Source organism: Streptomyces sp. NPDC007856 (assembly GCF_042868225.1).
Lineage (GTDB): Bacteria > Actinomycetota > Actinomycetes > Streptomycetales > Streptomycetaceae > Streptomyces.
The window spans coordinates 56,204-78,206 of record NZ_JBIAEC010000023.1 but is presented as its reverse complement, the minus strand read 5'-3'; the positions used below and the strand labels follow the sequence as shown (position 1 = coordinate 78,206).

Here is a 22,003-nt window from a genome sequence, read left to right as displayed (position 1 = left end):
GCATCGGCGGCTTCCCGGCGCGCTCGTCGATCGCGGCACGGTCGGCCGGGCTGATCAGCACCGGCCGGCCGCACCATCGCCTCAGGCGTACGGCAGCTCCACGGGAGCGAGCGCCTCGAAGAGGTCACCCGGCCCCGGGTTGGCGGGGTGTGCGGCACCGCCCAGGTGGTGCAGGACTCCCCACACGGCGTTGAGCGCCGTGGTCACCGCACCCTCGGCGAAGCCGGCCGTCCACGAGACGTCGTCCCCGCACAGGAAGAACCCTCGCTGCGCGAGGGTCATGCCCTCCTGCACGAACTGGGTGAACAGCCGCCGCTGATAGCGGTACTGGCCCGGCAGGTTGGACTTGAACGCGCCCATGAAGTGGGGTTCGGTCTCCCACGTGACGGTGATCGGCTCGCTGATGATGTGCGAGCGGATGTCGGTGTCCGGGTAGATCTCCGACAGGCGCGCCAGCAGCACCCGCAGCCGCTCCTCCGCGGAGAGGGTGGCGACCTTCAGCGAGTCGTCGTTCCAGGTGTACGACAGGCACATCACGGCCGGCCGGTCGGGGCCCTCCTCGAACAGGTAGACACCGCGCGGCAGCCGGTCGGTGAGCGTCATGCTCATCACGTGCTGCCCGGTCACCGGGTCGACGTCCCGCCAGAACGGGCGGTCCACCAGCACGAACAGCTTGGACGCCCCCATGTAGTGGGTGCGCTCGACCGCCGTCCAGTGCGCGGCCGGCAGCAGCGCCGGGTCGCAGTCGACGCGGTGCAGCAGCGTCCACACGTGCGGGGTGTACACGACCGCCGGATACTCGCGCTCCTCCTGGCCGGCGTCCCGTACCGCTATGCCGCCCGCGGTGCGCCTCAGCCCGACCGCTCCCGGGCGCGGCGACTCGCCGTGCAGGGCCGCCAGGGACGTTCCCGCCGGCCAGTGCACCGGATCGGCGGGAACGTGATGCCACAGGCCCAGCGGCACCTGCTGGGCGCCACCGTCGATCAGCACCTGGTTGTCGTCCGCCTCGGTGAACACCACGCGGAGGATCTCCAGGAAGGAGTTGGGGAAGTCCGTGTCCCAGCCGCCCGTGCCGAACCCGACCTGGCCGAACGTCTCCCGGTACCGGAACGACTGGAAGGCCGGGGTCGTGGCGAGGAAGCCGTAGAAGGACTGGTCGTCGAATTCGGTGACCAGCCGGTTCCACACGGCTTTCAGGGTCTCCGTGTCCCGCCGCTGGATGGCGTCCCGCACGGTGGACAACTCGGCACGCTCCTGCAGCGCCTTGGCCCAGGCCTCGGCCACCTCCTGGTAGAGCCCAGGCAGTTCGTCCGCGGACCGCACCAGGTGCCGGCTGCCGCCCAGATCGACGACGGTGCTCGGGGTGCACGCGGCCAGCGGGTTGGGGAAGGGACGGGTGGCGAGACCGAGCATGCCGACGTAGTGGAACAGCGACCGGGCCGACAGCGGGAAGCGCATGGCGCCCATCTCGGCCACGTACCGCGGATCCTCCGGGAAGGGCACCGAACGCATCCTGCCGCCCAGTTGCCCGGTCTCGTACACCACGGGCCGCAGCCCGAGCCGCATCAGCTCGTACGCCGCCGTCATCCCGGCCATGCCACCTCCGACGACCGCGACTTCGGTGCCCCGCAGTGCTTCGGGGAGCACACCCAGCCCGGCCGGATGGCTCAGCCAGCGGTCGTAGGAGAAGGGGAAGTCCGGCACCAGCATGGTGGTCGGGGAGGGGCCGGCAGTCGACATGGTGGAAAAACCTCTCGGCCGTGTCGGCAACGGGGCCGCGGAATCGCAGATCGCCCCGGCGCTCTCACGCTAGGGAGGGCCGCTCCGGGCGGACAACCCCTACCGACCCCGGGCCGCCCTCTCCGGGGCCGACGCGGCGACTTCAGGGCGCGGCCGCCAGCACGATCGCCGTGACCAGCAGCCCGCGCCGGGCCGCCCAGCGTCCCGAGAAGGCCCCCACATGTCGCCCCGCGGCGTTGCGTGCCGGGCGCAGGATCCGCGCGTGGAAGGCACCGTGAGCGCCCTGTTCCGGCCCCGCCCCCGCGGTCCCGGAGAAGATGATCTCCGCGTCGTCGAAGTCCAGTTCGCTGCGCATCATCGGGAACCACGCCTTGTACACGCACTCCTTGGCGCTGAACAGCAGCCGGTCCCGATGCACCGGGACCGGCGACGCAGTCCGCGCCCAGGCCAGTTCCCGGGGCAGCGCGATGGACTCCAGCACCCCTTGCCGCAGCGGCCCGTCGGGCTCCGCGTCGATGCCGACGGCGGTCACGTCCGACGCCCGGGCCAGCGCGGCGGCGCGGTAGCCGTCGCAGTGCGTCATGCTGCCCACCACCCCGGCGGGCCACTGCGGGATGTTGCGCACCCCGGGCAGCACCGGCGCCGGGGGCAGGCCCAGACCGGCCAGCGCCTGCCGGGCACACGCCCGTACGGTGGCGAACTCCCGGCGCCTGCGTTCGATCGCATGCCCCAGCACCCGGCGCTCCTCGGGAAACAGCGCCTCCTCGTCCCGGTCCTCGAACGCCTCGGCGCACACGACCGTCCCCGGCATCAGCTCGCCGATCACACGCTCTCCCGCTGCCCGACGCCGTCCGCGCCGCTTCCGGCGGGGGCGGGAGGATGCGGCAGGATCCGGCGCAGCAGCCCCCGCGGATGTCCCCGGCGCCGCCACTCACGCGGGTAGCCGACCGAGACCTCCTCGTGCCGCACCCCGTCGTGCCAGGTCGTCCGGGGGATGTGCAGATGGCCGTAGACCACCGCCGCGGTGCGGAACCTGCGGTGCCAGTCCGCCGTCCGCACGGTGCCGCACCACTGGGCGAACTCCGGGTACCACAGCACCTCGGTGGGCTCGCGCAGCAGCGGATAGTGATTGACCAGCACCAGCGGCACGGACGGATCGTGCGCCGCGAGCCGCCGTTCGGTGGCCTCGACCCGGGCGGCGCACCACGCCTCCCGGGTGGGGTAGGGGTCCGGATGCAGCAGGTACTCGTCGCTGCACACCACCCCCGTGGCGTGCGCCCGGGCCAGCGACTCCTCCTTGGTGGCGGCGCCCGGCGCCCGGAAGGAGTAGTCGTAGAGCAGGAACAGCGGGGCCACCGCGACCGGCCCGTCCTCCCCTTCCCACACCGGGTACGGGTCCTCCGGGGTGACCACGCCGAGGCCCCGGCACATTTCCACCAGGTACCGGTACCGCCGCTCGCCGCGCAGCTGGACGGGGTCCTCGCGCGGTGTCCACAGCTCGTGGTTGCCCGGCGCCCACACCACCTTCGCGAACCGCTGCGACAGCAGCCGCAGCGCCCACTCGATGTCCGTGGTCAGCTCGCCCACGTCTCCGGCGACCAGGAGCCAGTCACCGTCCGAGCCCGGCCGCAGCGACTCGGTGATGGGCCGGTTGTCCGCCATACCGATGTGCAGATCGCTCACGGCGAGCAACTGCCCGCCGGATCTCGCCGGCTCGGCGGGCTGCGCCGGTATGTCATGCGCTGTGTGCGACATCGCTGTCCAAACTGACCGGGAGGTCCTGTCGGTGACTGATGTTCATCTTGCGGTAGACCCGGGTGAGGTGTTGTTCGACCGTGCTGACCGTGATGAACAGCTTCGCGGCGATCTCCCGGTTGGTGTGGCCGTAGACGGCCAGCGCCGCGACCCGCCGCTCGGCGTCGGTCAGGGAGGCCAGCGCCGCGGCGTCCGGCCGCACCGCGTCCGCGCCGTCCCGCCCGGTCTCCGGCGCGGCGCCGCGCCCCGGCTCCGGCTGCAGGGAGCGGCTCAGCTCCTCGGCGCCGCACGAGTCGGCCGACTCCCGTGCCTTGCGGGCCAGTTGCCTGCCCTGCGCGGTATTGCCGACCCGCCGGTGCGCCTGACCCAGATCGGCGAGGGCGCGAGCGCTCTCGTAGCGGTCCCCGGACTCCCGCAGCGCGGTCAGGGCCCGGCCGAGCAGCCCGATGCGCTCCCAGGGCGGCCGGGTGGCGGCCAGGATCCGCAGCGCCGGGCCGCGGGCGGCCGGCTGTCCGGGCCGGTTCAGTTGCTCCTTGGCCAGGGCGGCGGCCTTGGTGTGGTCGCCCAGGGCCAGCCAGGTCTCGGCCGCGCCCAGCCGCCAGGGCGCGAGGGAGGCGGTGTCCATCCGCCAGGCGGTCATCCGCTCGCCACAGGCCAGGAAGTCGGCGAGGGCGGCGTCGTGGCGGCCGGTGGCCAGCTGGTGACGGCCGCGCGCGTACAGGTAGTGCACCCCGTACCGGGTGGCGAACATGGTCGACGCCATCGGGGTCTCGAGCAGCTCGGCCGCGCGGTTGTGGTGGCCCATCGCGGTCCTGGCCTCCACCAGTGTGCCGAGCGGCATGCCGACGGCCACCCCCCATGCGTGGGCCGGCAGCTGCTCCAGCGCGCGCTCGACGAACTCCGCGGCCTCGCTCAACCGGCCCTGGCGCAACGAGATCTGACCGCGCATCGCGTTGAGCGCCGTCTGCCAGCCCGGGAAGGACCGGCCCTCCGTCCCGGCCAGGAACCGCTGGCACCATCGCCTGGCCTGCTCCAGCCGGTCGGCGTACACCAGCGCCAGCAGTGCCACCCGCACCTGGTCGAATCCCTGCTCCGTCGGCTGGTTCGCCTCGAGGAGCCGGTCCGCCTCGGCGGTCGCGGACTCGTCCCACTCCTGGTAGAGCGCGGCGCGCAGCAGGCGGAACGACCGCAGTGAGTCGCTGCCGGCCGTGTCCGCCGGCGAACGCTGTGCGCCGTCCAGTCGTTGCAACAACTCCCGGATCGCCCCGAGGGCGTCGGGATAAGTGGTGGCCAGCATCATCTGGACGGTCCGCACCTGGGTGTCGAGGACCGGGTCGGGCCTGCCCGACATCGCCTCGTCGACCTGGCGGATCAGTGCCGCGGCATCGTCCGTGCGCCCGTTCCACAGCAGCCCCACCGCGAGGCGCAGCGTCTGGGCGGGCGCCAGCAGGCCGGCCCGGGCCGGCTCGGTCAGCGACTGCATCCAGGGGCCGGACGCCGAGGGCTTGAGCCGCCAGATGAGCTGGGCCAGGTCCGCCTGGATCGTGAGCCGCTCCTGCTCGTCGGTGCTGCAGCGTTCGGCTGCCTGCAGGCACTGCGTGGCGAGGGCGGTGTCGTCCTCGTCGAGCGCCTGCCGCGTCGCCTCCCGCAGGACCGCGACCGCCCATGCCTCGTGGGGCACGGCCGACTCGTGCGCGATCAGCTGGCGGGCCGTCTCCAGCGCCGGGGCCCCGTTCTCGTGGAGCCACCGCGCGGCGTCCGAACGGAACCGGCCGGCCTGCTCCGCGGGTACGTTCTGCAGCACGGCACGTCGGGCGGCCTCGTGCCGGAAGCCGGTGCCGTCCAGGATGCCCGCCCGGGTGAGGGAGACCAGGCATCCGCGGACCGCCGTCTCCTCGAGCGAGGTCAACGCGCACAACAGCCGCACTCGTTCGGCACCGCCCAGCACGGCGACGGCCCGGGCGACCCGCAACCCCGCCGCACCATGACGGTGCACACAGGCCAGCGTCGCCTGCCGGAACATCTCACCGGTCTCGGGGGCCGCCCCGTCCCGGACCGCGGAGGCGCCCGAGGTGCGGGGGCGGCCCGAGGTGTCGTCCAGCAGCGCGTGCACCAGCAGGGGACTGCCGCCGGTCGCGGCATGCCATGCGGGCGCGAACCGCGCGGCGTGCGCCGTGCCGTACGTCCCGGCCAGCAGGCCCTCCACGCCCGTCACCGTCAGCGGGCCGAGCCGGACGTCGCATACCTCGGCCCGGTGCGGGAGTTCCGCGAGCGCGGCGGGCATCGCGGCCTCCGGGGAGCCCAGCGCGACCAGCAGCGAGAACGTTTCGGCAGGCATCAGCTCCCAGGTGTGCGTCAGGCAGGCCAGCGACTCCGGGTCCGCGAACTGCACGTCGTCGATGACGATGAGCACCGGCCCGGCCGACGCCGCCCGGGCCAGCCGCTGCCGGAACGCCGGGTGGAGGGCGTGGTGGCGGGCCGCCTCGGTCCGAGCTGCCACCGGCTGCGGTGGCGAACCCTGCGCGGCGGCCGCCGGGTGGCCCGACGGCGCCGGCGGAAGCCCATGGATCAGCTGCTCCACGACCGCGTAGGGAAAGGCCTGTTCATCAGGGGCCCCGACCGCGCTCAGCAGACGCGCACCGCGGGACGTGACGTGTTCCGCCACACGGTGCAGCAAGGCGGTCTTCCCCGATCCGACGGCGCCGGCGACGACGCCGACCCGGCCCCGGCCGTGCGCCTCACCAGCGAGGAACCGGGTGAGTCTCGCGGTCTCCGTATCCCGTTCCAGCAACATCGTCAATTCCTTCCCGTTAATTGCGCGCAAAGAATTGAGGTAGCTCCCGAGAGATGTCGCCGGGCACTGGTCCGCTACCGATCAGTAGAAAGGCTCGTAGGCATCGAAGGGTGGTGTGCGGTGGGTCCGAATGATCGTCAGTAAGAATGCTTGCACCTCATGTGTCTACACCCGGGCGAAGCGGATGACCGCGGCTGCCCGGCACTTCCCCATGGGCCTCGAAGTCGACGTCAATGTCCGGAAAGCACTGGTCAGTTGCTTTTACGGTGGGACGGTTGCGTCGGTTCCGAACCTCTGCGCGAGGCCCGCGGTGGTGACTCTAGCAACGACTGGGCCCCGTGAAGAAAACCCTCCTGGCGGTGACGGCGTGTTATGTAAGAGGATATTCACAAACTGTGACGTCCTGTGTTCCGCGGCGGCCCGCTCGCCGGTCGCCGCTCCTCCGGGCGGGCGCGGCGACGATTAGGGGTTGCTGGCGAAGGTTAGGGGGAGTTGCAGGTGGAACCGTCGGCGGGTACGGGATTCAATCATCGAGCGCGAGCCCGCCGGGGCCGCGGACCATGATGTCGCCCGGACTGCTGCCGGGCCCGGGGTGGAGCTGGTCCAATGACGACGACAGAGGCGACGCAGTCGACGGCGGCCCCGAAGACCGCCGCCGGCGATGCCCGCGGCCGGGTCGCCGAGCTGCACGCGATTCGTGCCCGGGCCGTGGCGGGCCCCAGCGAGCAGGCGACCGAGGCGCAGCACGCCAAGGGCAAGCTGACGGCGCGGGAGCGGATCGAACTGCTCCTGGACCCGGGGTCCTTCCAGGAGGTCGAGCAGCTGCGCCGGCACCGCGCGCAGGGCTTCGGCCTTGAGGCGAAGAAGCCGTACACCGACGGTGTCATCACCGGCTGGGGCACGGTGGAGGGCCGTACGGTCTTCGTCTACGCCCACGACTTCCGGATCTTCGGCGGCGCGCTGGGCGAGGCCCACGCCACCAAGATCCACAAGATCATGGACATGGCCATCGCGGCCGGTGCCCCACTGGTCTCGCTGAACGACGGTGCGGGCGCCCGCATCCAGGAGGGCGTCAGCGCCCTGGCCGGCTACGGCGGCATCTTCCAGCGCAACACCAAGGCGTCCGGCGTCATCCCGCAGATCTCGGTGATGCTGGGCCCGTGCGCGGGCGGCGCGGCGTACAGCCCCGCCCTGACGGACTTCGTGTTCATGGTCCGTGAGACCTCGCAGATGTTCATCACGGGCCCGGACGTGGTCAAGGCGGTCACGGGTGAGGAGATCACCCAGAACGGGCTCGGCGGCGCCGACGTCCACGCCGAGACCTCCGGTGTCTGCCACTTCGCGTACGACGACGAGGAGACCTGCATCGCCGAGGTGCGGTACCTGCTGTCGCTCCTGCCGCAGAACAACCGCGAGATGCCACCGGACGTAGCCGGTGACGACCCCGCCGACCGCCGCTCCGACGTCCTGCTGAAGCTCGTGCCGGTGGACGGCAGCCGGCCGTACGACATGCGCGAGGTCATCCAGGAGATCGCCGACGACGGCGAGTTCATGGAGGTCCACGAACGCTGGGCGGCCAACGTCATCGTCGCCCTGGCCCGCCTCGACGGTCAGGTCGTCGGCGTCGTCGCCAACCAGCCCCGGGTGCTGGCGGGCGTCCTGGACATCGAGGCGTCCGAGAAGGCGGCCCGCTTCGTCCAGATGTGCGACGCCTTCAACATCCCGCTCATCACGCTGCTGGACGTACCGGGGTTCCTCCCGGGCGTCGACCAGGAGCACAACGGCATCATCCGGCACGGTGCGAAGCTGCTGTACGCGTACTGCAACGCGACGGTGCCGAGGATCTCGCTGATCCTGCGCAAGGCTTACGGAGGTGCCTACATCGTCATGGACTCCCAGTCCATCGGCGCGGACCTGACCTATGCCTGGCCGACCAACGAGATCGCCGTGATGGGTGCGGAAGGCGCGGCGAACGTCGTCTTCCGCCGCCAGATCGCCGAGGCCGAAGACCCCGAGGCCATGCGCGAGCGCATGGTCAAGGAGTACAAGGCCGAGCTGATGCACCCCTATTACGCGGCGGAACGCGGCCTGGTCGACGACGTCATCGACCCCGCCGACACCCGCGAGGTGCTGATTCGTGCTCTCGCCGTGCTGCGCACGAAGCACGCCGACCTGCCGGCCCGCAAGCACGGCAACCCCCCGATCTGACGGCGCACTTCGTAGCCGGCCCCGCCCAGGCCCGCCACCGCACCGACCACCCCGAGAAAGGCCCTGGACCCACCATGAACGCCCACCCCAACGGCATCGTCCCGCCGCGCGGCCCGGAGGAGTCCGACCGGACCCTCCACTACGCCGGTCCGGCGACCTTCGGCCGAGTGCCCCGGCTGGACGAGGTCGACAACACCGACATCGCCGTGGTCGGCGTACCGTACGACTCGGGCGTCTCCTACCGGCCCGGGGCCCGCTTCGGCGGCAACGCCATCCGCGAGGCGTCGCGCCAGCTGCGCCCGTACAACCCGGCCCAGCAGGTCTACCCGTTCCACTTCGCCCAGGTGGCGGACGCCGGAGACATCACCGCCAACCCGTACAACGTCGAGGAGGCGGTGGAGACCATCGAGGCCGCCGCGGACGAACTGCTCGGCACCGGCGCGCGGTTGATGACGCTGGGCGGCGACCACACCATCGCCCTGCCCCTGCTGCGTGCCGTGGCGCGCCGGCACGGTCCCGTGGCTCTGCTGCACTTCGACGCCCACCTGGACACCTGGGACTCCATCTTCGGCGTGCAGTACGCCCACGGCACGCCGTTCCGCCGCGCGGTCGAAGAGGGCATCCTCGACACCTCGGCCCTGTCCCACGTGGGCATCCGAGGGCCGATCTACCACCAGGACGACCTGGCCGAGGACGCCAAGCTGGGCTTCGGCATCGTGAGCTCCGCGGACGTGATGCGACGCGGCGTCGACGAGGTGGTCCAGCAGCTGCGCGAACGCGTCGGCGAACGCCCGCTCTACATCTCCGTCGACATCGACGTCCTCGATCCCTCGCACGCCCCGGGAACCGGCACCCCGGAGGCCGGCGGTCTCACCTCACGCGAACTGCTCGAGATCATCCGCGGTCTGTCCGACTGCCGCCTGGTCTCCGCCGACCTCGTCGAGGTTGCCCCCGCCTACGACCACGCCGAGATCACCTCCGTCGCCGCCTCCCACGTCGCCTACGAACTCGTCACGATCATGTCCCGTCAGATGGGTCCGGCCCGCTGGGGGGCCAAGTAACACCCGCCGAAGACGGCTCCGGCACTCCTCCCGGCTGTCACGCTTGGTTACTATGCTCATGAATGCGAGACGGATGGGCGAGGGGACCTTCGAGGATGCTGAGAGAGGTCGCTGCAACCCGCTACGTCGCACCTCTCCGCTCCGGTGGCTCCGTCCCCGGCGTCGTCGAGGCCGACGACCTCGGCACGTACGTCGTGGAATTCACCGGTTGGTGGCACTGACCTGCGGCAATGTGGTGGCACCCCAGGTTGTCCTGCGCAGATGCGCCCTTCAGGATTTTTCCAGGGGCGTGCCGCCCTATGTAGTCGATCCTCCCCACGCGCTCTCCGGCAGCGTTCTTACTCTCAGGGAAAGCCACGGCCTCAGCGAAGACGACGCCTTCAACGTGCTGCGCCACATTTCCCAGCAGCACAACGTCAGACTCCGCGACATTGCCCAGCGCGTACGCCGCGACCCCGGCGGCCCGTCCGCCGGCGGCCGGAGCGAGAGGTGAGGCCGACGCGGCAAAGAGGAGCGAACGTTCCCGCCGGATACGTAACCGAATGCCTGCCCCGTCCCGCCGGGGGTAGCCACGCCGCAGGGCGCACTGGTGCCGATGTGATTGGCCAGGACGGCGTAGCAGGTGTTGTCCAGGGCTCCTGCCGGGAACCATGTGCGCGATTGGTCGTACCCGTTACCGACGCTGAACAGCGCGCCGACGACGGGCCGACCGACGATTATCAGAGTTGCAGATCAACGAGCCGGACATGGCGCAGGAAGTCGAGTTCCACACGGCCCTCAAGCAGGCTTCTCAACCGTTCCGGCTGAGTGACAGCGGGAGCCGTCGATCTTCGTTGCGCAGCGGTGACATCCGACGAACACAACGGCGACGCGCGGCTGAAAGGCTTTGGCCATCGCTCACTTCGCAGACGGCAGCAAATGGCGGGGAAACACCCCGCCAAGGGGGTGCCGACACGACCCGGGGGCGATGCAGACCACTGGACAGACCAGCCGTAGACCTGGGGGAAATCGACATGTACAAGCGCATCGCCTCGCGCATCGCCGCGTCCGCGGCCGCCGCAGCCGTGGCGTTGGGGGCGGCCGCCACGTTGGCGCCTGCCGCCCAGGCGGCCACCCCGGCCGCCCGGACCGCGCACACCTCGCCGTGGCTGTCCGGCAGCGAGCTGCCGCTCGCGACCACATTCCGCTGGAAGGCGGAGCCGAAGACCCGTCACACCAGCACCGGGCCCTGGCAGGCGCTGTACTCCTGCGAATTCAGCTCCCCGGAACAGCTGCACGTCACCTCGGTCACGGGAATGCAGTTCCAGGGCGTGGACCGGCACGTGCAGGCAAGCCAGGCGCTCTTCCACTTCAAGGACAGCGCCACCGCGCGCAAGGCGCTGAGCGACATCGAGCACGACTACGCCGGGTGCGCCAAGCACCTCAACAGCGGCCACCCGATCGACATCGACTCCGGCAAGCCGGACCACTGGACGCTGACCCGGACCGCGACCCGAGCCGACGGCGCCGCCTACCGCCTGGTCGGCCGCGACTCGGCCGGCAAGCCCGCCACCGCTCCCGACCTGTCCCCGGACAGCCAGGAGCTCTTCGTCCAGCATGGCGCCACCATCTCCGTGCTCGGCCTCTACGCCCTGAACGGGAAGATCGACAACGCCTCTGGAGCCGCGTCGGCACTGCGCGCCATGTCCTACCGGCTCAGCCACGCCTGACATCGGAACGGCTCTTCCGCGTCCGGTGCCGGACGGCTCGGGCAGGGCATACCCGGGGTGTGACCGCCACTGGCGGTCGCACCCCGCACCCCGCAGCCCGCACCCCGCAGGACCACCGGGTGTTCGTTTCTGCGGTGAAATCCAGCCCGCCGGTCGGGTGACACCACGTCAGCACACCGACAACCAGCAGCGTGCGCGCCGCTATCTCTCTCGAACGCCAACTCCCCTGCTGGTCAAGAGAGATCAACGTATACGGATCCACGGATCACCGCGGCCGCCACCGCGCTCCTCGCCGCTGCTCCCGCCGCCGCACCGGCATCCGCCCACCACGCGGCGAACACCGCGACCGCGCGCCGGGACCTGCCCGAGCCCCCGCCCGCCGAGATCGTCCGCCAGGAACTCGGCGAGCTCAGCCGCACTCCATGCGGCCCTGTACGGACACCTCGAACCACTGGCCCACGCCATGCCAGGAACCTCTGTCTGACTCCGCCCCTAGCCTCACCGAACGTGAACCCGGAGCGTCATCCCGAGTAGCCGACCATCGAGTGCGGGGCGGCGACGTTGAGCTCGGGGCGGACCGGGAGCGGATCAGATGGATGGCTGTGCACGCCTGAGTTCGGGAGTCACGGGGGCCTTCCTCGCGGGCCGAGTGTGGCCGTTGTTCGTCGACGGCAAGGGCCCGCAGCAATCGAGGAACGGCCCAGAGCGCCGCACGCCGCTGTCCTGTGCCACCTCGGAGGGCTTGCGGGTGCACCGGATCCCCGCCACCCTTCAGCTGAGCTGCTCGGCCAGTCCGACGATGATGCCCTCGGGGCCGCGGACGTAGCAGAGCCGGTAGCTGTCCTCGTACTGTGCCAGCTCGCCGACGAGTTCGGCGCCGTGAGTGCGCAGGCGGGCAACGGTGTCCTCGATGTCGTCGACGGCGAACATGACGCGGTGCGTGCCCAGAACGTTGTGCGGCCTGTTGCGCGGCCCGGCGCTGATCGCCGCGGGGCTGTGGTACTTCGCCAGCTCAAGCCGGCTGTGACCGTCCGGGGTCCGGAGCATCGCGATGTCACAGCGGACGCCGTCGAGTCCGGTGCACTGGTCGGCGACGAGACCCTTGACCTCCGCCCTGCCCTCCAGCTCCATACAGAGTTCGACGAAGAACGCGATGGCGGCATCCATGTCCTCGACGACGATGCCGACGTTGTCCATCCGCTGAATCGCCATGCTGGTTTCTCCCTCTTCCGCGTGCGGCCGGTGGTGGCCGCTGATGCCCATGGGACGGAGCAGGTGGCACGTTCTCGACATCCTGCGCCACGAATCTCAGCGAGCGGCCCGCACCACTCACGTTGGTACACGCTCAAGGCTCGGTGGCACGGGACGGCCGCCGGCCGCCGAGCTGGTGACTCCCGTTCTCGCGTACATCGCCTATTCGCGTAGACGTGCGACTCCCCGTTCCGGGCGGACGCGGGGTGAAGTGGCGAGACAGGCTCGTGATGCATGGGGCCGGCAGGATTGAACGCAGGTCGGATCCGTGAACGAGGGGGACCGCGAGGGCGCCGCGAATTGGCTGGATCCCCGAGTCTCCGCAGGCGGTGTTTCGGCTTCGACGAGGCCAGGGGCGCTGGCAGGGGCTTGCCCGCACCGACCGATGCGGGGCTTCTGTTGTCTGGGCCGGCTGTCGCCTGGGCAAAGACGCGCCCGGCCCGGCGCCGGCCGCATGCCGTGGGTTCGAGCCGCGGTCAGGTCGTGCACCGCGCCCGGCAGGGTCGGTGAGGCCCAGGTACGAGCCAGCAAGATCCGCGACCGCGGCGAACGAGCGATCACCACTCGCAGGACCTGGAAGATCTTGGTCAAGCTGCGCTGCTGCTCGCGTCGCGCCACCACAATCGTGCACGCCATACTCGTCCTGCCCGACATCGAACCGAACCGCCATGCCGGCTGAGAAGGCTCAATATCAGGCGGGGTCGTCCGTCGTTTCTGCCCGGTCAGGACGGAAGATTTCCTCGATGGTCAGGCCGAAGACGTCGGCGATGGTGAACGCCAGAGGCAGGCTGGGATCGTACCGCTCGGTTTCGATGGCGTTGATGGCCTGCCGGGAGACTTGGCACCGGTCGGCCAGGTCGGCCTGGCTCCACCGGCGAGCTGCACGCAGTTCCCGTAGTCGGTTCTTCACAACGCGCCGTCACCGGTTCAGGCGGGTACGCAGGTCCGCGATCGTCATCCAGATTGCCACGCCGCCGAGGAGGATCAACTGCGCGAGCTGGTGGAGCTGGATGATGCCTGCGGCATCGAGCAGGGTGGCCACTTGCAGCCCCACGAGGACTGCGGCGAAGGCGATGGCCATACTCTCCAACTGAATCCGGCGCAGGTATTCGTCCGCGCGCCGGAATGCCCGCAGCAGCACCCAGGCGATCGCGAGGGTGAAGACGGCGGTGGTCGCGATCCACCAGGCCTTCTGGGCGGTGCTCTGATGGGGGTTGCTGCCCAGTGCCAGGGCTATAACGCCCAAAGTGGACACGGGAATGCCGTCGATGAGTACAGCGCGGCGGGCCGCGCGCGTCACATGGTCCTGCTGTACCTGCTTTGCCATGCGATGAATGTAAGGTGTCCTTTCCATGGAGTCAAGCAACCTTGACTCAATGGAAAGGGACCCTTACATTCTGGCCATGTTGAACGAGAGACGGCTCCTGACCCGCCGAGCACTGCTCGGTACCGCCGTGGCGTCAGCCATCGCGTCCGTCCCGATGGCCACGACGGCATCCGCTCAGTCTCGACCCGCACCGGACTCGCCGGTCGCCGCCACCCCCACGCCGACTCCGGTGCGGCTTACCCTGCCCGCACCAACCGGTCCGCACCCGCTGGGCACGGTCTCGTTGCACCTGGTCGACCCGTCGCGCGTCGATCCCTGGCAGGATTCCCGCCCGGCTCGGGAACTCATGATCCAGCTCTGGTACCCGGCACGCGCCGCCCATCGCCACCCGCCCGCGCCGTGGATGTCACCCGGCGCCGTCCCCTCCTTCGAGCGGGAACAGGGCATCCCGTCCGGCACGCTGCTGCTGCCGACCACGCACGCCCACCTGGCCGCACCGGTGGACCACGGCCGGTGCGGGAGGCCGGTCGTCCTGTACTCCCCGGGCCTGCGCAGCGACCGCAGCCTCGGCACTGTTCTGATCGAGGAGCTAGCCAGCCACGGCTACCTGGTCGTGGCCATCGACCACACCTACGACGCCGACCAAGTCGAGTTTCCCGGCGGCCGGGTGGAAACCTTCGCCATCACCGGCGACATCGACGACGCCCTGATCGCCAAGGCCCTCGCTGTCCGCACTGCGGACACCCGGTTCGTGCTGGACCAGCTCACCGCGCTCAACGCCGGACACAACACCGACGCCGGACGGCGCCCCCTGCCACCCACCCTCGCCGGCGCGTTCGACCTGTCCCGCGTCGGCATGCTCGGCCACTCCCTCGGCGGCGCCACAGCCGCCGCAGCCATCCACGCCGACCGGCGCCTGCGGGCCGGCGTCAACCTGGACGGCAGCCTCCTGCCACCCGTCACCGCCGGCACCGACCGGCCATTCCTTCTCTTCGGCAGCGACCCCGGCCCAGGCCCGGAGGATCCCAGCTGGGATCAGTTCTGGACCAGCCAGTACGGCTGGAAACGCGAACTGGCCCTCATCGGCTCCACCCACACCTCGTTCACCGACCTGGAAGCACTGCTACCTCAAGCCGCGCCCGCCCTCGGGTTGACGCCCAGTCAGGTGAGGCAAGCAATCGGCACCCTCGACCCGAACCGCGCCATCCACACGCAACGCGACTATGTACGAGCCTTCTTCGACCTCCATCTACGCCACCTCGACAACCACCTGCTCCAGCACCCCTCACCCCGCTACCCACAGATCAGGTTTGTCCGGTGAGGTCCCTGCCATCCCTGCACCACGGTCACCCCTTCAAGCCTGCGGTGGTCCCGAGCCCAGGGTCAGTCGGCGACGGTGAGGACGACCTTGCCGCGGGTGCGGCCGGCCTCGACGCGGGCGTGCGCCGCGCCGGCCTGCTCCAGCGGGAACGTTTCCTCCACCTCGACGACGACCTCGCCGGCGTCGATCAGGCCTGCGATCGTGGTCAGCCCCGCGCCGTCCGGCTCGACCAGGTACGGGGTGACCCGCACGCCTGCCGCCTCGGCGGCCTGGGCCAGTTCCGGGGAGACACCGGCCGGGACGGCGACCAGCAGGCCGCCCGGGCGAAGGACCTTGAGCGAGCGGGTGCTGGTCTGGTCGTGGGCGTCGCCCACCAGGTCGATGACGACGTCGATGTCCTTGGTGGCGTCCTCGAAGCGGGTGGTGGTGTAGTCGATGGTCTCGTCGGCGCCGAGCTCCTTGAGCCAGGGGTGGCGAGCGGCGCTGGCGGTGGCGATCACCTGGGCGCCCAGGTGCCGAGCGAACTGGACCGCGAAGTGGCCCACCCCGCCGGCGGCGGCCGTGATCAGGACGCGCTGGCCGGCCTGCACGTGGGCGGTGTCGACCACGGTCTGCCAGGCGGTCAGCGCCGCCAGCGGCACGGCGGCCGCGTGCACGTGGTCCAGGGTGGCCGGCTTGCGGGCCCACTGGCGGGCCGGGGCGGTCACGTACTCGGCGTAGCCGCCGGCGGCGCGTGGGAACCACGGCATGCCGTACACCTCGTCGCCGGGCGCGAGCGTGGTGACGCCGAAGCCGACCTCCTCGACGACACCGGAAACGTCCCAGCCCAGGATCAGCGGGAAGGTCTGCAGCCCCGCCATGCCCTGACCCTCGCGGGTCTTCCAGTCCACCGGGTTGACGCCGGCGGCGTGCACTCGCACCAGCACCTCGGTCGGCAGCGGCTCGGGGCGCACGACCTCCTCGACGGTCAGCACCTCCGGCCCGCCGAACTCCGTGACGGTGACAGCCCGCATGGTGTGCTCACTCATTTTGCCCTCGCTCATGTCCGTCTCACTGCTTCTTTTGCCGGGACCGCGGTCCCGGCAAAAGAAACAGTGGCGTGGGCTCGCGGAGGCGGGTGAGTGGCCGGAGAGCCACCTGTCGTACCATTCCGGCCATGCCGCATCGTGTTGCCGTTCTCGCCCTCGACGGAGTCCTGCCGCTGGACCTGGGCATCCCGGCGCGGGTGTTCAACGAGGCCTGTGAACCGGACGGAACTCGTCTGTACTCCGTCGTCACCTGCTCCCTCGGCGGCCGGCCGGTACGCACACACGAGGACTACCGGATCGTCGTCGACCACGACGAGTCGGCGCTGGAGACTGCGGACACCGTCGTTCTGGCCACGCAGGAACCCAGCGAGCGGCTGCTCGCGACCGGCACGCTCCCCGAGGAACTCGCTGCGGCGCTGGACCGGATAGGGCCGCGGACCCGCGTCGTCAGCCTGTGCACGTCGGCCTTCCTGCTCGCGGCGGCCGGTCTGCTGGACGGTCGGCGGGCCACGACGCACTGGGCGCTGTGTGACGCGCTGGCGCGGCTGTTCCCCGACGTCGACGTCGATCCGGACGTCCTGTTCGTCGACAACGGACGCATCCTGACGTCCGCCGGCGGAGCAGCCGGCATCGACCTGTGCCTGCACCTGGTCCGTCTGGACCACGGGGCGGCGGTCGCCTCGGCCGCCGCGCGCCGCTGCGTGGTGGCGCCGTGGCGCGAGGGTGGGCAGGCACAGTTCATTGAGCACCCGGTTCCGCAGGACACCGACCGTTCCACTTCGGCGACCCGGCAGTGGGCGCTGGACCGGCTCGCCGAGCCGATCACACTGGAGGACATGGCCCGGCACGCGCACATGAGCGTGCGCACCTTTACCCGGCGGTTCCGCAGCGAGGTGGGCAGCAGCCCGCTGAAGTGGCTGGCGCAGCGGCGGCTGGCCCACGCGCGCCTGCTGCTGGAGTCCACCGACCTCACCGTCGCGCGGATCGCCACCGCGTGCGGCTTCGGCGACCCCGTCGCACTGCGCAAGCACTTCCACACGCACCTGGGCCTGTCACCACTGGCCTACCGTCGCGCCCACAACGCACCCGAGCCTATGACGGCACAGTGACCACCCAGCCGGGCCATGGCCGCGACAACATGCGAAGCCGGCCGTGCCTCTCTGCCATGCCTTCGCCGCCCAAGGCAGCGGAGGCTCAATGTTGCGGTGGCTCCAGGCCGCCCTGGCAACGAGGATGGAGGGTGCCCCTGGACGTCATGAAGGGTGATCCGGCCCTGCCCATCCGCGGCGACGAGGCCGAGGAGGCATGGCGGGTCCTGACACCCGTACTGAACGCATGGGAGAACAACCTCGTCCCGCTGGAGGAGTATCCGGCCGGCTCCGACGGCCCGCCTCCCCGGCCGCACGAGGGCGCCCAACGGCGGCGCAGCGACCTGCTGCATCCCGAAGCGCTACCGGAAGATGGACCGCACTGAGCGCCGGTCCCCGTGCGTCGTCGTCACGGGCGTCGCGGGGATCGGCAAGACCACGGTGGCCCGTCTGCTGGCGCGGCGGCTGGGCGTGCCCTTCGCGGACGGCGACGACTTCCACTCGGCGGCCGACATCGCCAAGATGTCGGCCGGCACGCCGCTCGACGACGCCGACCGCCGCCCCTGGCTGGAGTCCGTCGGCCGCCGGCTGCACGAGCGCGACACGGCGGGCACCGGCGCGGTGGTCGCGTGCTCCGCACTCAGGCGGCGCCACCGGGACATCCTGCGAGCGGCCTGCCCGGGCGCCTTCTTTCTGCACCTGACCGCCGGCCGCGAAGTGCTGGCGGACCGGCTCGGCGGGCGCCACGGCCACTTCATGCGGGGCTCGCTCCTCGACTCGCAGCTTGCCACGCTCGAACCCCTCGAACCGCACGAGCCGGGAGCCGAGCTCAACGCGACGCCGGCTCCCGACATCCTCGCCGACCTGGCCGCAGACCTGCTGGCGCGACAAGGCTGCGGTTGGCGAGCGGCGGCAGGACCGGCTTGCCATCGCCGACCACGCGCGCCGCGTCCGTCGCCGACTCGGCCGAGAGGACGGCATGGTGATCGTCAAGCTGCACCAGTTCATGCCCAAGCCGGGCCCGGTCAGTCAGCGCCTCGCCAGTACGAACAGCACTACCGGGTGGAGCAGTTCACGGCGAGACGCATGCACCTCGAAGTCGTGTGCTCGCGGCGACCGACGTGTGGGCCACGTCCTGGAGGAGCTGTTCGATGCCGGTGTGGACCTGCGCACGATCACCAAAGACAGTTCGCGGCTGCACTCGCCGAGCGGGAGGCCCGAGCCGCATGACCTTCCCGCTGCACGCCGGTAAGCACACGTACCGAGCGGCGGCCGGCCCGGCCGAGCACGCCGCCTACGTCCGGGCGCACGACCCGACGGCGAGCCTGGGCACCGTGGACGGAGTGGTGATGGTCTACCAGCGACAGCTGCCGGAACACGCTGTCGCAAGGTATTCGGGTCGGCGCCTGGCCTGGGTGCGTGGCGCCCTGCTGCTGGTGGAGCGATATCGGCGCTCGCTCGCGATCTGCGCGGCTTCGGCCTCGGCGCTCCAGCAGCCGCCCTGGTGCTCGGGCAGCTCATCGCCCTCGGCGCCCGCCGGGTGCTCACCGTCGGAGCGGCGGCGTCGCTGCGCACCACTTACGCCTCGATCATGCTGGAGGCGGGGGAGTCCGTGGTGACGCCGACGCGATGGCTCGGGCATTCCTCCCCGGCTGTCACGCTTGGTTACTATGCTCACTTCATGCCGGAGGCCGGAAGCAAGGGTCGCACCGCCATCGACGGACTGCTGGGGAGAGAGGGAGACGAGCGTGCCGGTCGAAGCTCCCCAGATTCTCCCCAGGGCTGGTCGTGGACATTTCCCTGGATTGCAGCGCCGTGGAGGTGCCATGGAATACAAGGATGACGAGCGGTGGAGCCTTCGAAAATGTTGAGGGAGGTAGTCGCAACCCGCTATGTCGAACCCTTGCGCTCCGGCGGCTCCGTCCCCGGAGTCGTCGAGGCCGACGACCTCGGCACGTACGTCGTGAAGTTCACCGGTTCCGCGCAGGGCCACAAGGCGCTGGTCGCCGAGGTGATCGTCGGAGAGCTCGCCCGCGCGCTCGGCCTGCGCTTCCCCGAGCTGGTCCTCGTCCACTTCGACCCCGCGATCGCCGCCGACGAGCCGCACCAGGAGGTGCGGGAGCTGCACGGCGCGAGCGCGGGCGTGAACCTCGGCATGGACTATCTGCCGGGCGCCCGGGACTTCACCCCAAAGATCGCGGGGAGCTTCCGCGTGGACCCGCTGGAGGCGGGCCGGATCGTCTGGCTGGACGCGCTGACCGTCAACGTGGACCGCACCGTCCACAGCTCCAACCTCATGGTCTGGCCGACGCTCGGCACCGCACCGCCCCGCCTGTGGCTCATCGACCACGGCGCCGCACTGGTCTTCCACCACCGCTGGGACACCACCACCCCGGGCAAGAAGTACGACTTCCGCCGGCACGCCCTCGGCCACTACGGCCCCGACGTCCGCGCCGCCGACGCCGAACTCGCCCCGAAGGTGACCGAGGACCTGCTGCGCGGGATCGTCGCCGAGGTGCCGGACGCGTGGCTCGCCGAGGACGCCGGCTTCGCGAGCCCGGACGACGTCCGCGCCGCCTATGTCGACTACCTCCTGGCCAGGGTGCGCCTGTCGCCCGAGTGGCTGCCCACCGACTTCCCGAGCCGCGAGCAGCTCGCGGCCGAGGAGGCCGCCCGCGCGGAGAAGACACAGGCGGGCCGCCCGGACTGGCTCAAGCGCGTCCCCGACCTGCACGGCAAGCCGGCGGCGGAACAGGACTGGTCGGTGCACCTGGGATGAGGCACATCGGATGACTTGGCGCGTTCAGATCGAGTACTGCACACAGTGCCGCTGGCTGCCCCGTGCCGCCTGGCTGGCGCAGGAACTGCTCACCACCTTCGAGGCCGAGCTGACCGAGCTGTCGCTCAAGCCCGGCACCGGGGGCGTCTTCGTCGTCCGGGTGAACGACGAGGTCGTCTGGGACCGGCGCGAGCAGGGCTTCCCGGAGCCCACGGCGGTCAAGCGCCTCGTACGCGACCGAGTGGCCCCGGGAAAGCCCCTGGGCCACTCGGACCGGACGGCGTAGGCGTCAGCCCTTGAGCTGCTCGTACGCCGGCAGGGTGAGGAAGTCGGCGTAGTTCTCGTCCAGGGAGACCCTCAGCAGCAGGTCGTGGGCCTCCTGCCAGTGGCCGGCGGCGAAGGCCTGCTCGCCGATCTCCTGGCGGATGGCGGACAGCTCCTCGGCGGCGACCTTGCGGGCCAGCTCGGGCGTGGCCCTGTCGCCGTTCTCGAACTCGACGCCCGCGTTGATCCACTGCCAGATCTGGGAGCGGGAGATCTCGGCGGTGGCCGCGTCCTCCATCAGGTTGAAGATGGCGACCGCGCCGAGCCCGCGGAGCCAGGCCTCGATGTACCGGATGCCGACCTGGACGGCGTTGACGAGACCGTGGTACGTCGGCTTCGCCTCCAGCGAGTCGACGGCGATCAGGTCGGCCGCCTCGACGTGGACGTCCTCGCGCAGCCGGTCCTTCTGGTTCGGCCTGTCGCCGAGGACCTTGTCGAAGGACTCCATGGCGATCGGGACCAGGTCGGGGTGGGCGACCCAGGAGCCGTCGAAGCCGTCGTTCGCCTCGCGGTCCTTGTCGGCGCGGACCTTCTCGAAGGCCACCTTGTTGACCTCGGCGTCCCGGCGGGACGGGATGAACGCCGCCATGCCGCCGATCGCGTGCGCGCCGCGCTTGTGGCAGGTGCGGACGAGGAGTTCGGTGTACGCCCGCATGAACGGGGCCGTCATGGTGACCGCGTTGCGGTCCGGCAGGACGAACCTGGCGCCGCCGTCACGGAAGTTCTTGACGATGGAGAACAGGTAGTCCCAGCGGCCGGCGTTCAACCCCGAGGCGTGGTCGCGGAGTTCGTAGAGGATCTCCTCCATCTCGTACGCCGCCGTGATCGTCTCGATCAGGACGGTGGCGCGGATGGTGCCCTGCGGGATGCCGACGTAGTCCTGCGCGAAGACGAACACGTCGTTCCAGAGGCGCGCCTCCAGGTGCGACTCGGTCTTCGGCAGGTAGAAGTACGGGCCCTTGCCGAGGTCCAGCAGCCGCTGGGCGTTGTGGAAGAAGTACAGGCCGAAGTCGACGAGGGCACCCGGGACCGGCGTGCCGTCGGCGTCGGCCAGGTGCCGCTCGTCGAGGTGCCAGCCGCGCGGGCGCATGACGACGGTCGCCAACTCCTCGTTCGGCCGCAGGGCGTACGACTTCCCGGACTGCCGGTCGGTGAAGTCGATGTTCCGCGTGTAGGCGTCGATCAGGTTGAGCTGGCCGAGGACCACGTTCTCCCAGGTGGGCGCGGAGGCGTCCTCGAAGTCGGCGAGCCAGACCTTCGCGCCCGAGTTGAGCGCGTTGATGGTCATCTTGCGGTCGGTGGGGCCGGTGATCTCGACGCGCCGGTCGTTCAACGCGGCCGGGGCCGGGGCGACCTTCCAGGAGTCGTCCGCGCGGATCGCGGCCGTCTCGGGGAGGAAGTCGAGCGTGGAGGTGCGGGCGATCTCGGCGCGGCGCTCGGCCCGGCGGGCGAGGAGTTCGTCACGGCGCGGGGTGAACCGCCGGTGCAGCTCCGCCACGAAGGCGAGCGCCGCGTCCGTGAGGACCTCTTCCTGCCGGGGCAGGGGCTCGGCGTCGACGATGGCCAGCGGGGACGGCGCTGGTGCGGACATGAGCTGTCACTTCCTTCAGCGGTGGCA

At 70.8% G+C, this 22,003-nt stretch carries 19 protein-coding genes and 4 pseudogenes; 13 read left to right on the top strand and 10 right to left on the bottom strand.

Going from position 1 to position 22,003, the window contains the following annotated elements; translation table 11 throughout:
- Positions 1 to 81 precede the first annotated feature (81 nt).
- The 4 genes from ACFYOH_RS38200 to ACFYOH_RS38185 form a co-directional block, all read right to left on the bottom strand.
- Positions 82 to 1,740: a flavin monoamine oxidase family protein gene (locus tag ACFYOH_RS38200; RefSeq protein ID WP_388635466.1), complete on the bottom strand. Its 1,659-nt coding sequence runs from the start codon at positions 1,738 to 1,740 to the stop codon at positions 82 to 84.
- A 142-nt stretch (positions 1,741 to 1,882) separates the two neighbouring features.
- The gene (locus ACFYOH_RS38195; protein ID WP_388635464.1) at positions 1,883 to 2,566 is read right to left on the bottom strand and encodes a 4'-phosphopantetheinyl transferase; all 684 of its coding nucleotides are present in this window, start codon (positions 2,564 to 2,566) and stop codon (positions 1,883 to 1,885) included.
- Positions 2,563 to 3,495: a metallophosphoesterase family protein gene (locus tag ACFYOH_RS38190; protein WP_388635462.1), complete on the bottom strand. Its 933-nt coding sequence runs from the start codon at positions 3,493 to 3,495 to the stop codon at positions 2,563 to 2,565. Before ACFYOH_RS38190 ends, ACFYOH_RS38195 begins: the two co-directional genes overlap by 4 nt.
- Positions 3,476 to 6,289, bottom strand: coding sequence for an AAA family ATPase (locus ACFYOH_RS38185; RefSeq protein WP_388635460.1), 2,814 nt, complete (start codon positions 6,287 to 6,289; stop codon positions 3,476 to 3,478). Before ACFYOH_RS38185 ends, ACFYOH_RS38190 begins: the two co-directional genes overlap by 20 nt.
- A 606-nt stretch (positions 6,290 to 6,895) precedes the next feature.
- Here ACFYOH_RS38185 and ACFYOH_RS38180 point away from each other — a divergent pair.
- From ACFYOH_RS38180 to ACFYOH_RS38160, 5 genes are all read left to right on the top strand, one after another.
- Positions 6,896 to 8,497, top strand: a complete 1,602-nt coding sequence (locus tag ACFYOH_RS38180; protein ID WP_388635458.1) for an acyl-CoA carboxylase subunit beta — start codon at positions 6,896 to 6,898, stop codon at positions 8,495 to 8,497.
- A gap of 74 nt (positions 8,498 to 8,571) precedes the next feature.
- Positions 8,572 to 9,558, top strand: a complete 987-nt coding sequence (speB, locus tag ACFYOH_RS38175; protein ID WP_388635456.1) for an agmatinase — start codon at positions 8,572 to 8,574, stop codon at positions 9,556 to 9,558.
- 95 nt (positions 9,559 to 9,653) lie between these two features.
- A complete protein-coding gene (locus tag ACFYOH_RS38170) occupies positions 9,654 to 9,779 on the top strand; it encodes a hypothetical protein (protein ID WP_388635500.1) in 126 nt (41 codons plus the stop codon).
- Complete coding sequence (locus tag ACFYOH_RS38165; RefSeq protein ID WP_388635498.1) at positions 9,770 to 10,051, top strand: ANTAR domain-containing protein; 282 nt, start codon at positions 9,770 to 9,772, stop codon at positions 10,049 to 10,051. Before ACFYOH_RS38170 ends, ACFYOH_RS38165 begins: the two co-directional genes overlap by 10 nt.
- Positions 10,052 to 10,571: 520 nt before the next feature.
- Entirely contained in the window at positions 10,572 to 11,267 is a 696-nt protein-coding gene (locus ACFYOH_RS38160) for a hypothetical protein (protein WP_388635454.1), read from the top strand.
- A 771-nt stretch (positions 11,268 to 12,038) separates the two neighbouring features.
- Here ACFYOH_RS38160 and ACFYOH_RS38155 read toward each other — a convergent pair.
- Both ACFYOH_RS38155 and ACFYOH_RS38150 read right to left on the bottom strand, forming a co-directional pair.
- Positions 12,039 to 12,479 (bottom strand): VOC family protein, encoded by a 441-nt coding sequence (locus tag ACFYOH_RS38155; RefSeq protein WP_388635452.1) that lies wholly within the window; start codon positions 12,477 to 12,479, stop codon positions 12,039 to 12,041.
- Between the two features lie 471 nt (positions 12,480 to 12,950).
- Positions 12,951 to 13,034: pseudogene (locus ACFYOH_RS38150) on the bottom strand (IS5/IS1182 family transposase); the annotation flags it as partial.
- A 16-nt stretch (positions 13,035 to 13,050) separates the two neighbouring features.
- On the opposite strand from ACFYOH_RS38150, the pseudogene ACFYOH_RS38145 reads away from it, so the two are divergent.
- A pseudogene (locus ACFYOH_RS38145) lies at positions 13,051 to 13,197 on the top strand (IS5/IS1182 family transposase); the annotation flags it as partial.
- A gap of 12 nt (positions 13,198 to 13,209) precedes the next feature.
- Here the strand turns inward: ACFYOH_RS38145 and ACFYOH_RS38140 are convergent.
- Together ACFYOH_RS38140 and ACFYOH_RS38135 are read right to left on the bottom strand one after the other, a co-directional pair.
- Positions 13,210 to 13,428, bottom strand: coding sequence for a helix-turn-helix transcriptional regulator (locus ACFYOH_RS38140; protein ID WP_388635450.1), 219 nt, complete (start codon positions 13,426 to 13,428; stop codon positions 13,210 to 13,212).
- Positions 13,429 to 13,437: 9 nt separating this feature from the next.
- Entirely contained in the window at positions 13,438 to 13,845 is a 408-nt protein-coding gene (locus ACFYOH_RS38135) for a hypothetical protein (protein ID WP_388635448.1), read from the bottom strand.
- Between the two features lie 76 nt (positions 13,846 to 13,921).
- On the opposite strand from ACFYOH_RS38135, the gene ACFYOH_RS38130 reads away from it, so the two are divergent.
- Entirely contained in the window at positions 13,922 to 15,166 is a 1,245-nt protein-coding gene (locus ACFYOH_RS38130) for an alpha/beta hydrolase family protein (RefSeq protein WP_388635446.1), read from the top strand.
- Positions 15,167 to 15,228: 62 nt separating this feature from the next.
- On the opposite strand, the gene ACFYOH_RS38125 is transcribed toward ACFYOH_RS38130, so the two are convergent.
- A complete protein-coding gene (locus ACFYOH_RS38125) occupies positions 15,229 to 16,194 on the bottom strand; it encodes an NADP-dependent oxidoreductase (protein WP_388635496.1) in 966 nt (321 codons plus the stop codon).
- 128 nt (positions 16,195 to 16,322) lie between these two features.
- Here ACFYOH_RS38125 and ACFYOH_RS38120 point away from each other — a divergent pair, with 128 nt between their 5' ends.
- The 6 genes and pseudogenes from ACFYOH_RS38120 (at position 16,323) to ACFYOH_RS38095 (ending at position 20,347) form a co-directional block, all read left to right on the top strand.
- Positions 16,323 to 17,303 (top strand): GlxA family transcriptional regulator, encoded by a 981-nt coding sequence (locus ACFYOH_RS38120; protein ID WP_388635444.1) that lies wholly within the window; start codon positions 16,323 to 16,325, stop codon positions 17,301 to 17,303.
- Between the two features lie 131 nt (positions 17,304 to 17,434).
- Positions 17,435 to 17,668, top strand: a complete 234-nt coding sequence (locus ACFYOH_RS38115; protein WP_388635442.1) for a hypothetical protein — start codon at positions 17,435 to 17,437, stop codon at positions 17,666 to 17,668.
- A gap of 55 nt (positions 17,669 to 17,723) precedes the next feature.
- Positions 17,724 to 18,173: pseudogene (locus ACFYOH_RS38110) on the top strand (gluconokinase); the annotation flags it as partial.
- A gap of 676 nt (positions 18,174 to 18,849) precedes the next feature.
- Positions 18,850 to 19,125 (top strand): annotated as a pseudogene (locus tag ACFYOH_RS38105) (hypothetical protein); the annotation flags it as partial.
- 21 nt (positions 19,126 to 19,146) lie between these two features.
- On the top strand, positions 19,147 to 20,061 hold the full coding sequence (locus tag ACFYOH_RS38100; protein WP_388635440.1) for a HipA family kinase: 915 nt from the start codon (positions 19,147 to 19,149) through the stop codon (positions 20,059 to 20,061).
- A 10-nt stretch (positions 20,062 to 20,071) separates the two neighbouring features.
- Positions 20,072 to 20,347: a SelT/SelW/SelH family protein gene (locus ACFYOH_RS38095; RefSeq protein ID WP_388635438.1), complete on the top strand. Its 276-nt coding sequence runs from the start codon at positions 20,072 to 20,074 to the stop codon at positions 20,345 to 20,347.
- Positions 20,348 to 20,350: 3 nt separating this feature from the next.
- On the opposite strand, the gene aceB is transcribed toward ACFYOH_RS38095, so the two are convergent.
- Positions 20,351 to 21,976, bottom strand: coding sequence for a malate synthase A (gene aceB, locus ACFYOH_RS38090; RefSeq protein ID WP_388635436.1), 1,626 nt, complete (start codon positions 21,974 to 21,976; stop codon positions 20,351 to 20,353).
- Positions 21,977 to 22,003 lie beyond the last annotated feature (27 nt).

Coding starts and splice junctions, on each gene's coding strand:
- ACFYOH_RS38200 (WP_388635466.1), bottom strand. CDS start 1,740: ATGTCGACTGCCGGCCCCTCCCCGACCACCATGCTGGTGCCGGACTTC.
- ACFYOH_RS38190 (WP_388635462.1), bottom strand. CDS start 3,495: ATGTCGCACACAGCGCATGACATACCGGCGCAGCCCGCCGAGCCGGCG.
- ACFYOH_RS38185 (WP_388635460.1), bottom strand. CDS start 6,289: ATGTTGCTGGAACGGGATACGGAGACCGCGAGACTCACCCGGTTCCTC.
- ACFYOH_RS38180 (WP_388635458.1), top strand. CDS start 6,896: ATGACGACGACAGAGGCGACGCAGTCGACGGCGGCCCCGAAGACCGCC.
- speB (WP_388635456.1), top strand. CDS start 8,572: ATGAACGCCCACCCCAACGGCATCGTCCCGCCGCGCGGCCCGGAGGAG.
- ACFYOH_RS38170 (WP_388635500.1), top strand. CDS start 9,654: ATGCTGAGAGAGGTCGCTGCAACCCGCTACGTCGCACCTCTCCGCTCC.
- ACFYOH_RS38160 (WP_388635454.1), top strand. CDS start 10,572: ATGTACAAGCGCATCGCCTCGCGCATCGCCGCGTCCGCGGCCGCCGCA.
- ACFYOH_RS38155 (WP_388635452.1), bottom strand. CDS start 12,479: ATGGCGATTCAGCGGATGGACAACGTCGGCATCGTCGTCGAGGACATG.
- ACFYOH_RS38135 (WP_388635448.1), bottom strand. CDS start 13,845: ATGGCAAAGCAGGTACAGCAGGACCATGTGACGCGCGCGGCCCGCCGC.
- ACFYOH_RS38130 (WP_388635446.1), top strand. CDS start 13,922: ATGTTGAACGAGAGACGGCTCCTGACCCGCCGAGCACTGCTCGGTACC.
- ACFYOH_RS38125 (WP_388635496.1), bottom strand. CDS start 16,194: ATGAGTGAGCACACCATGCGGGCTGTCACCGTCACGGAGTTCGGCGGG.
- ACFYOH_RS38120 (WP_388635444.1), top strand. CDS start 16,323: ATGCCGCATCGTGTTGCCGTTCTCGCCCTCGACGGAGTCCTGCCGCTG.
- ACFYOH_RS38100 (WP_388635440.1), top strand. CDS start 19,147: ATGTTGAGGGAGGTAGTCGCAACCCGCTATGTCGAACCCTTGCGCTCC.
- ACFYOH_RS38095 (WP_388635438.1), top strand. CDS start 20,072: ATGACTTGGCGCGTTCAGATCGAGTACTGCACACAGTGCCGCTGGCTG.
- aceB (WP_388635436.1), bottom strand. CDS start 21,976: ATGTCCGCACCAGCGCCGTCCCCGCTGGCCATCGTCGACGCCGAGCCC.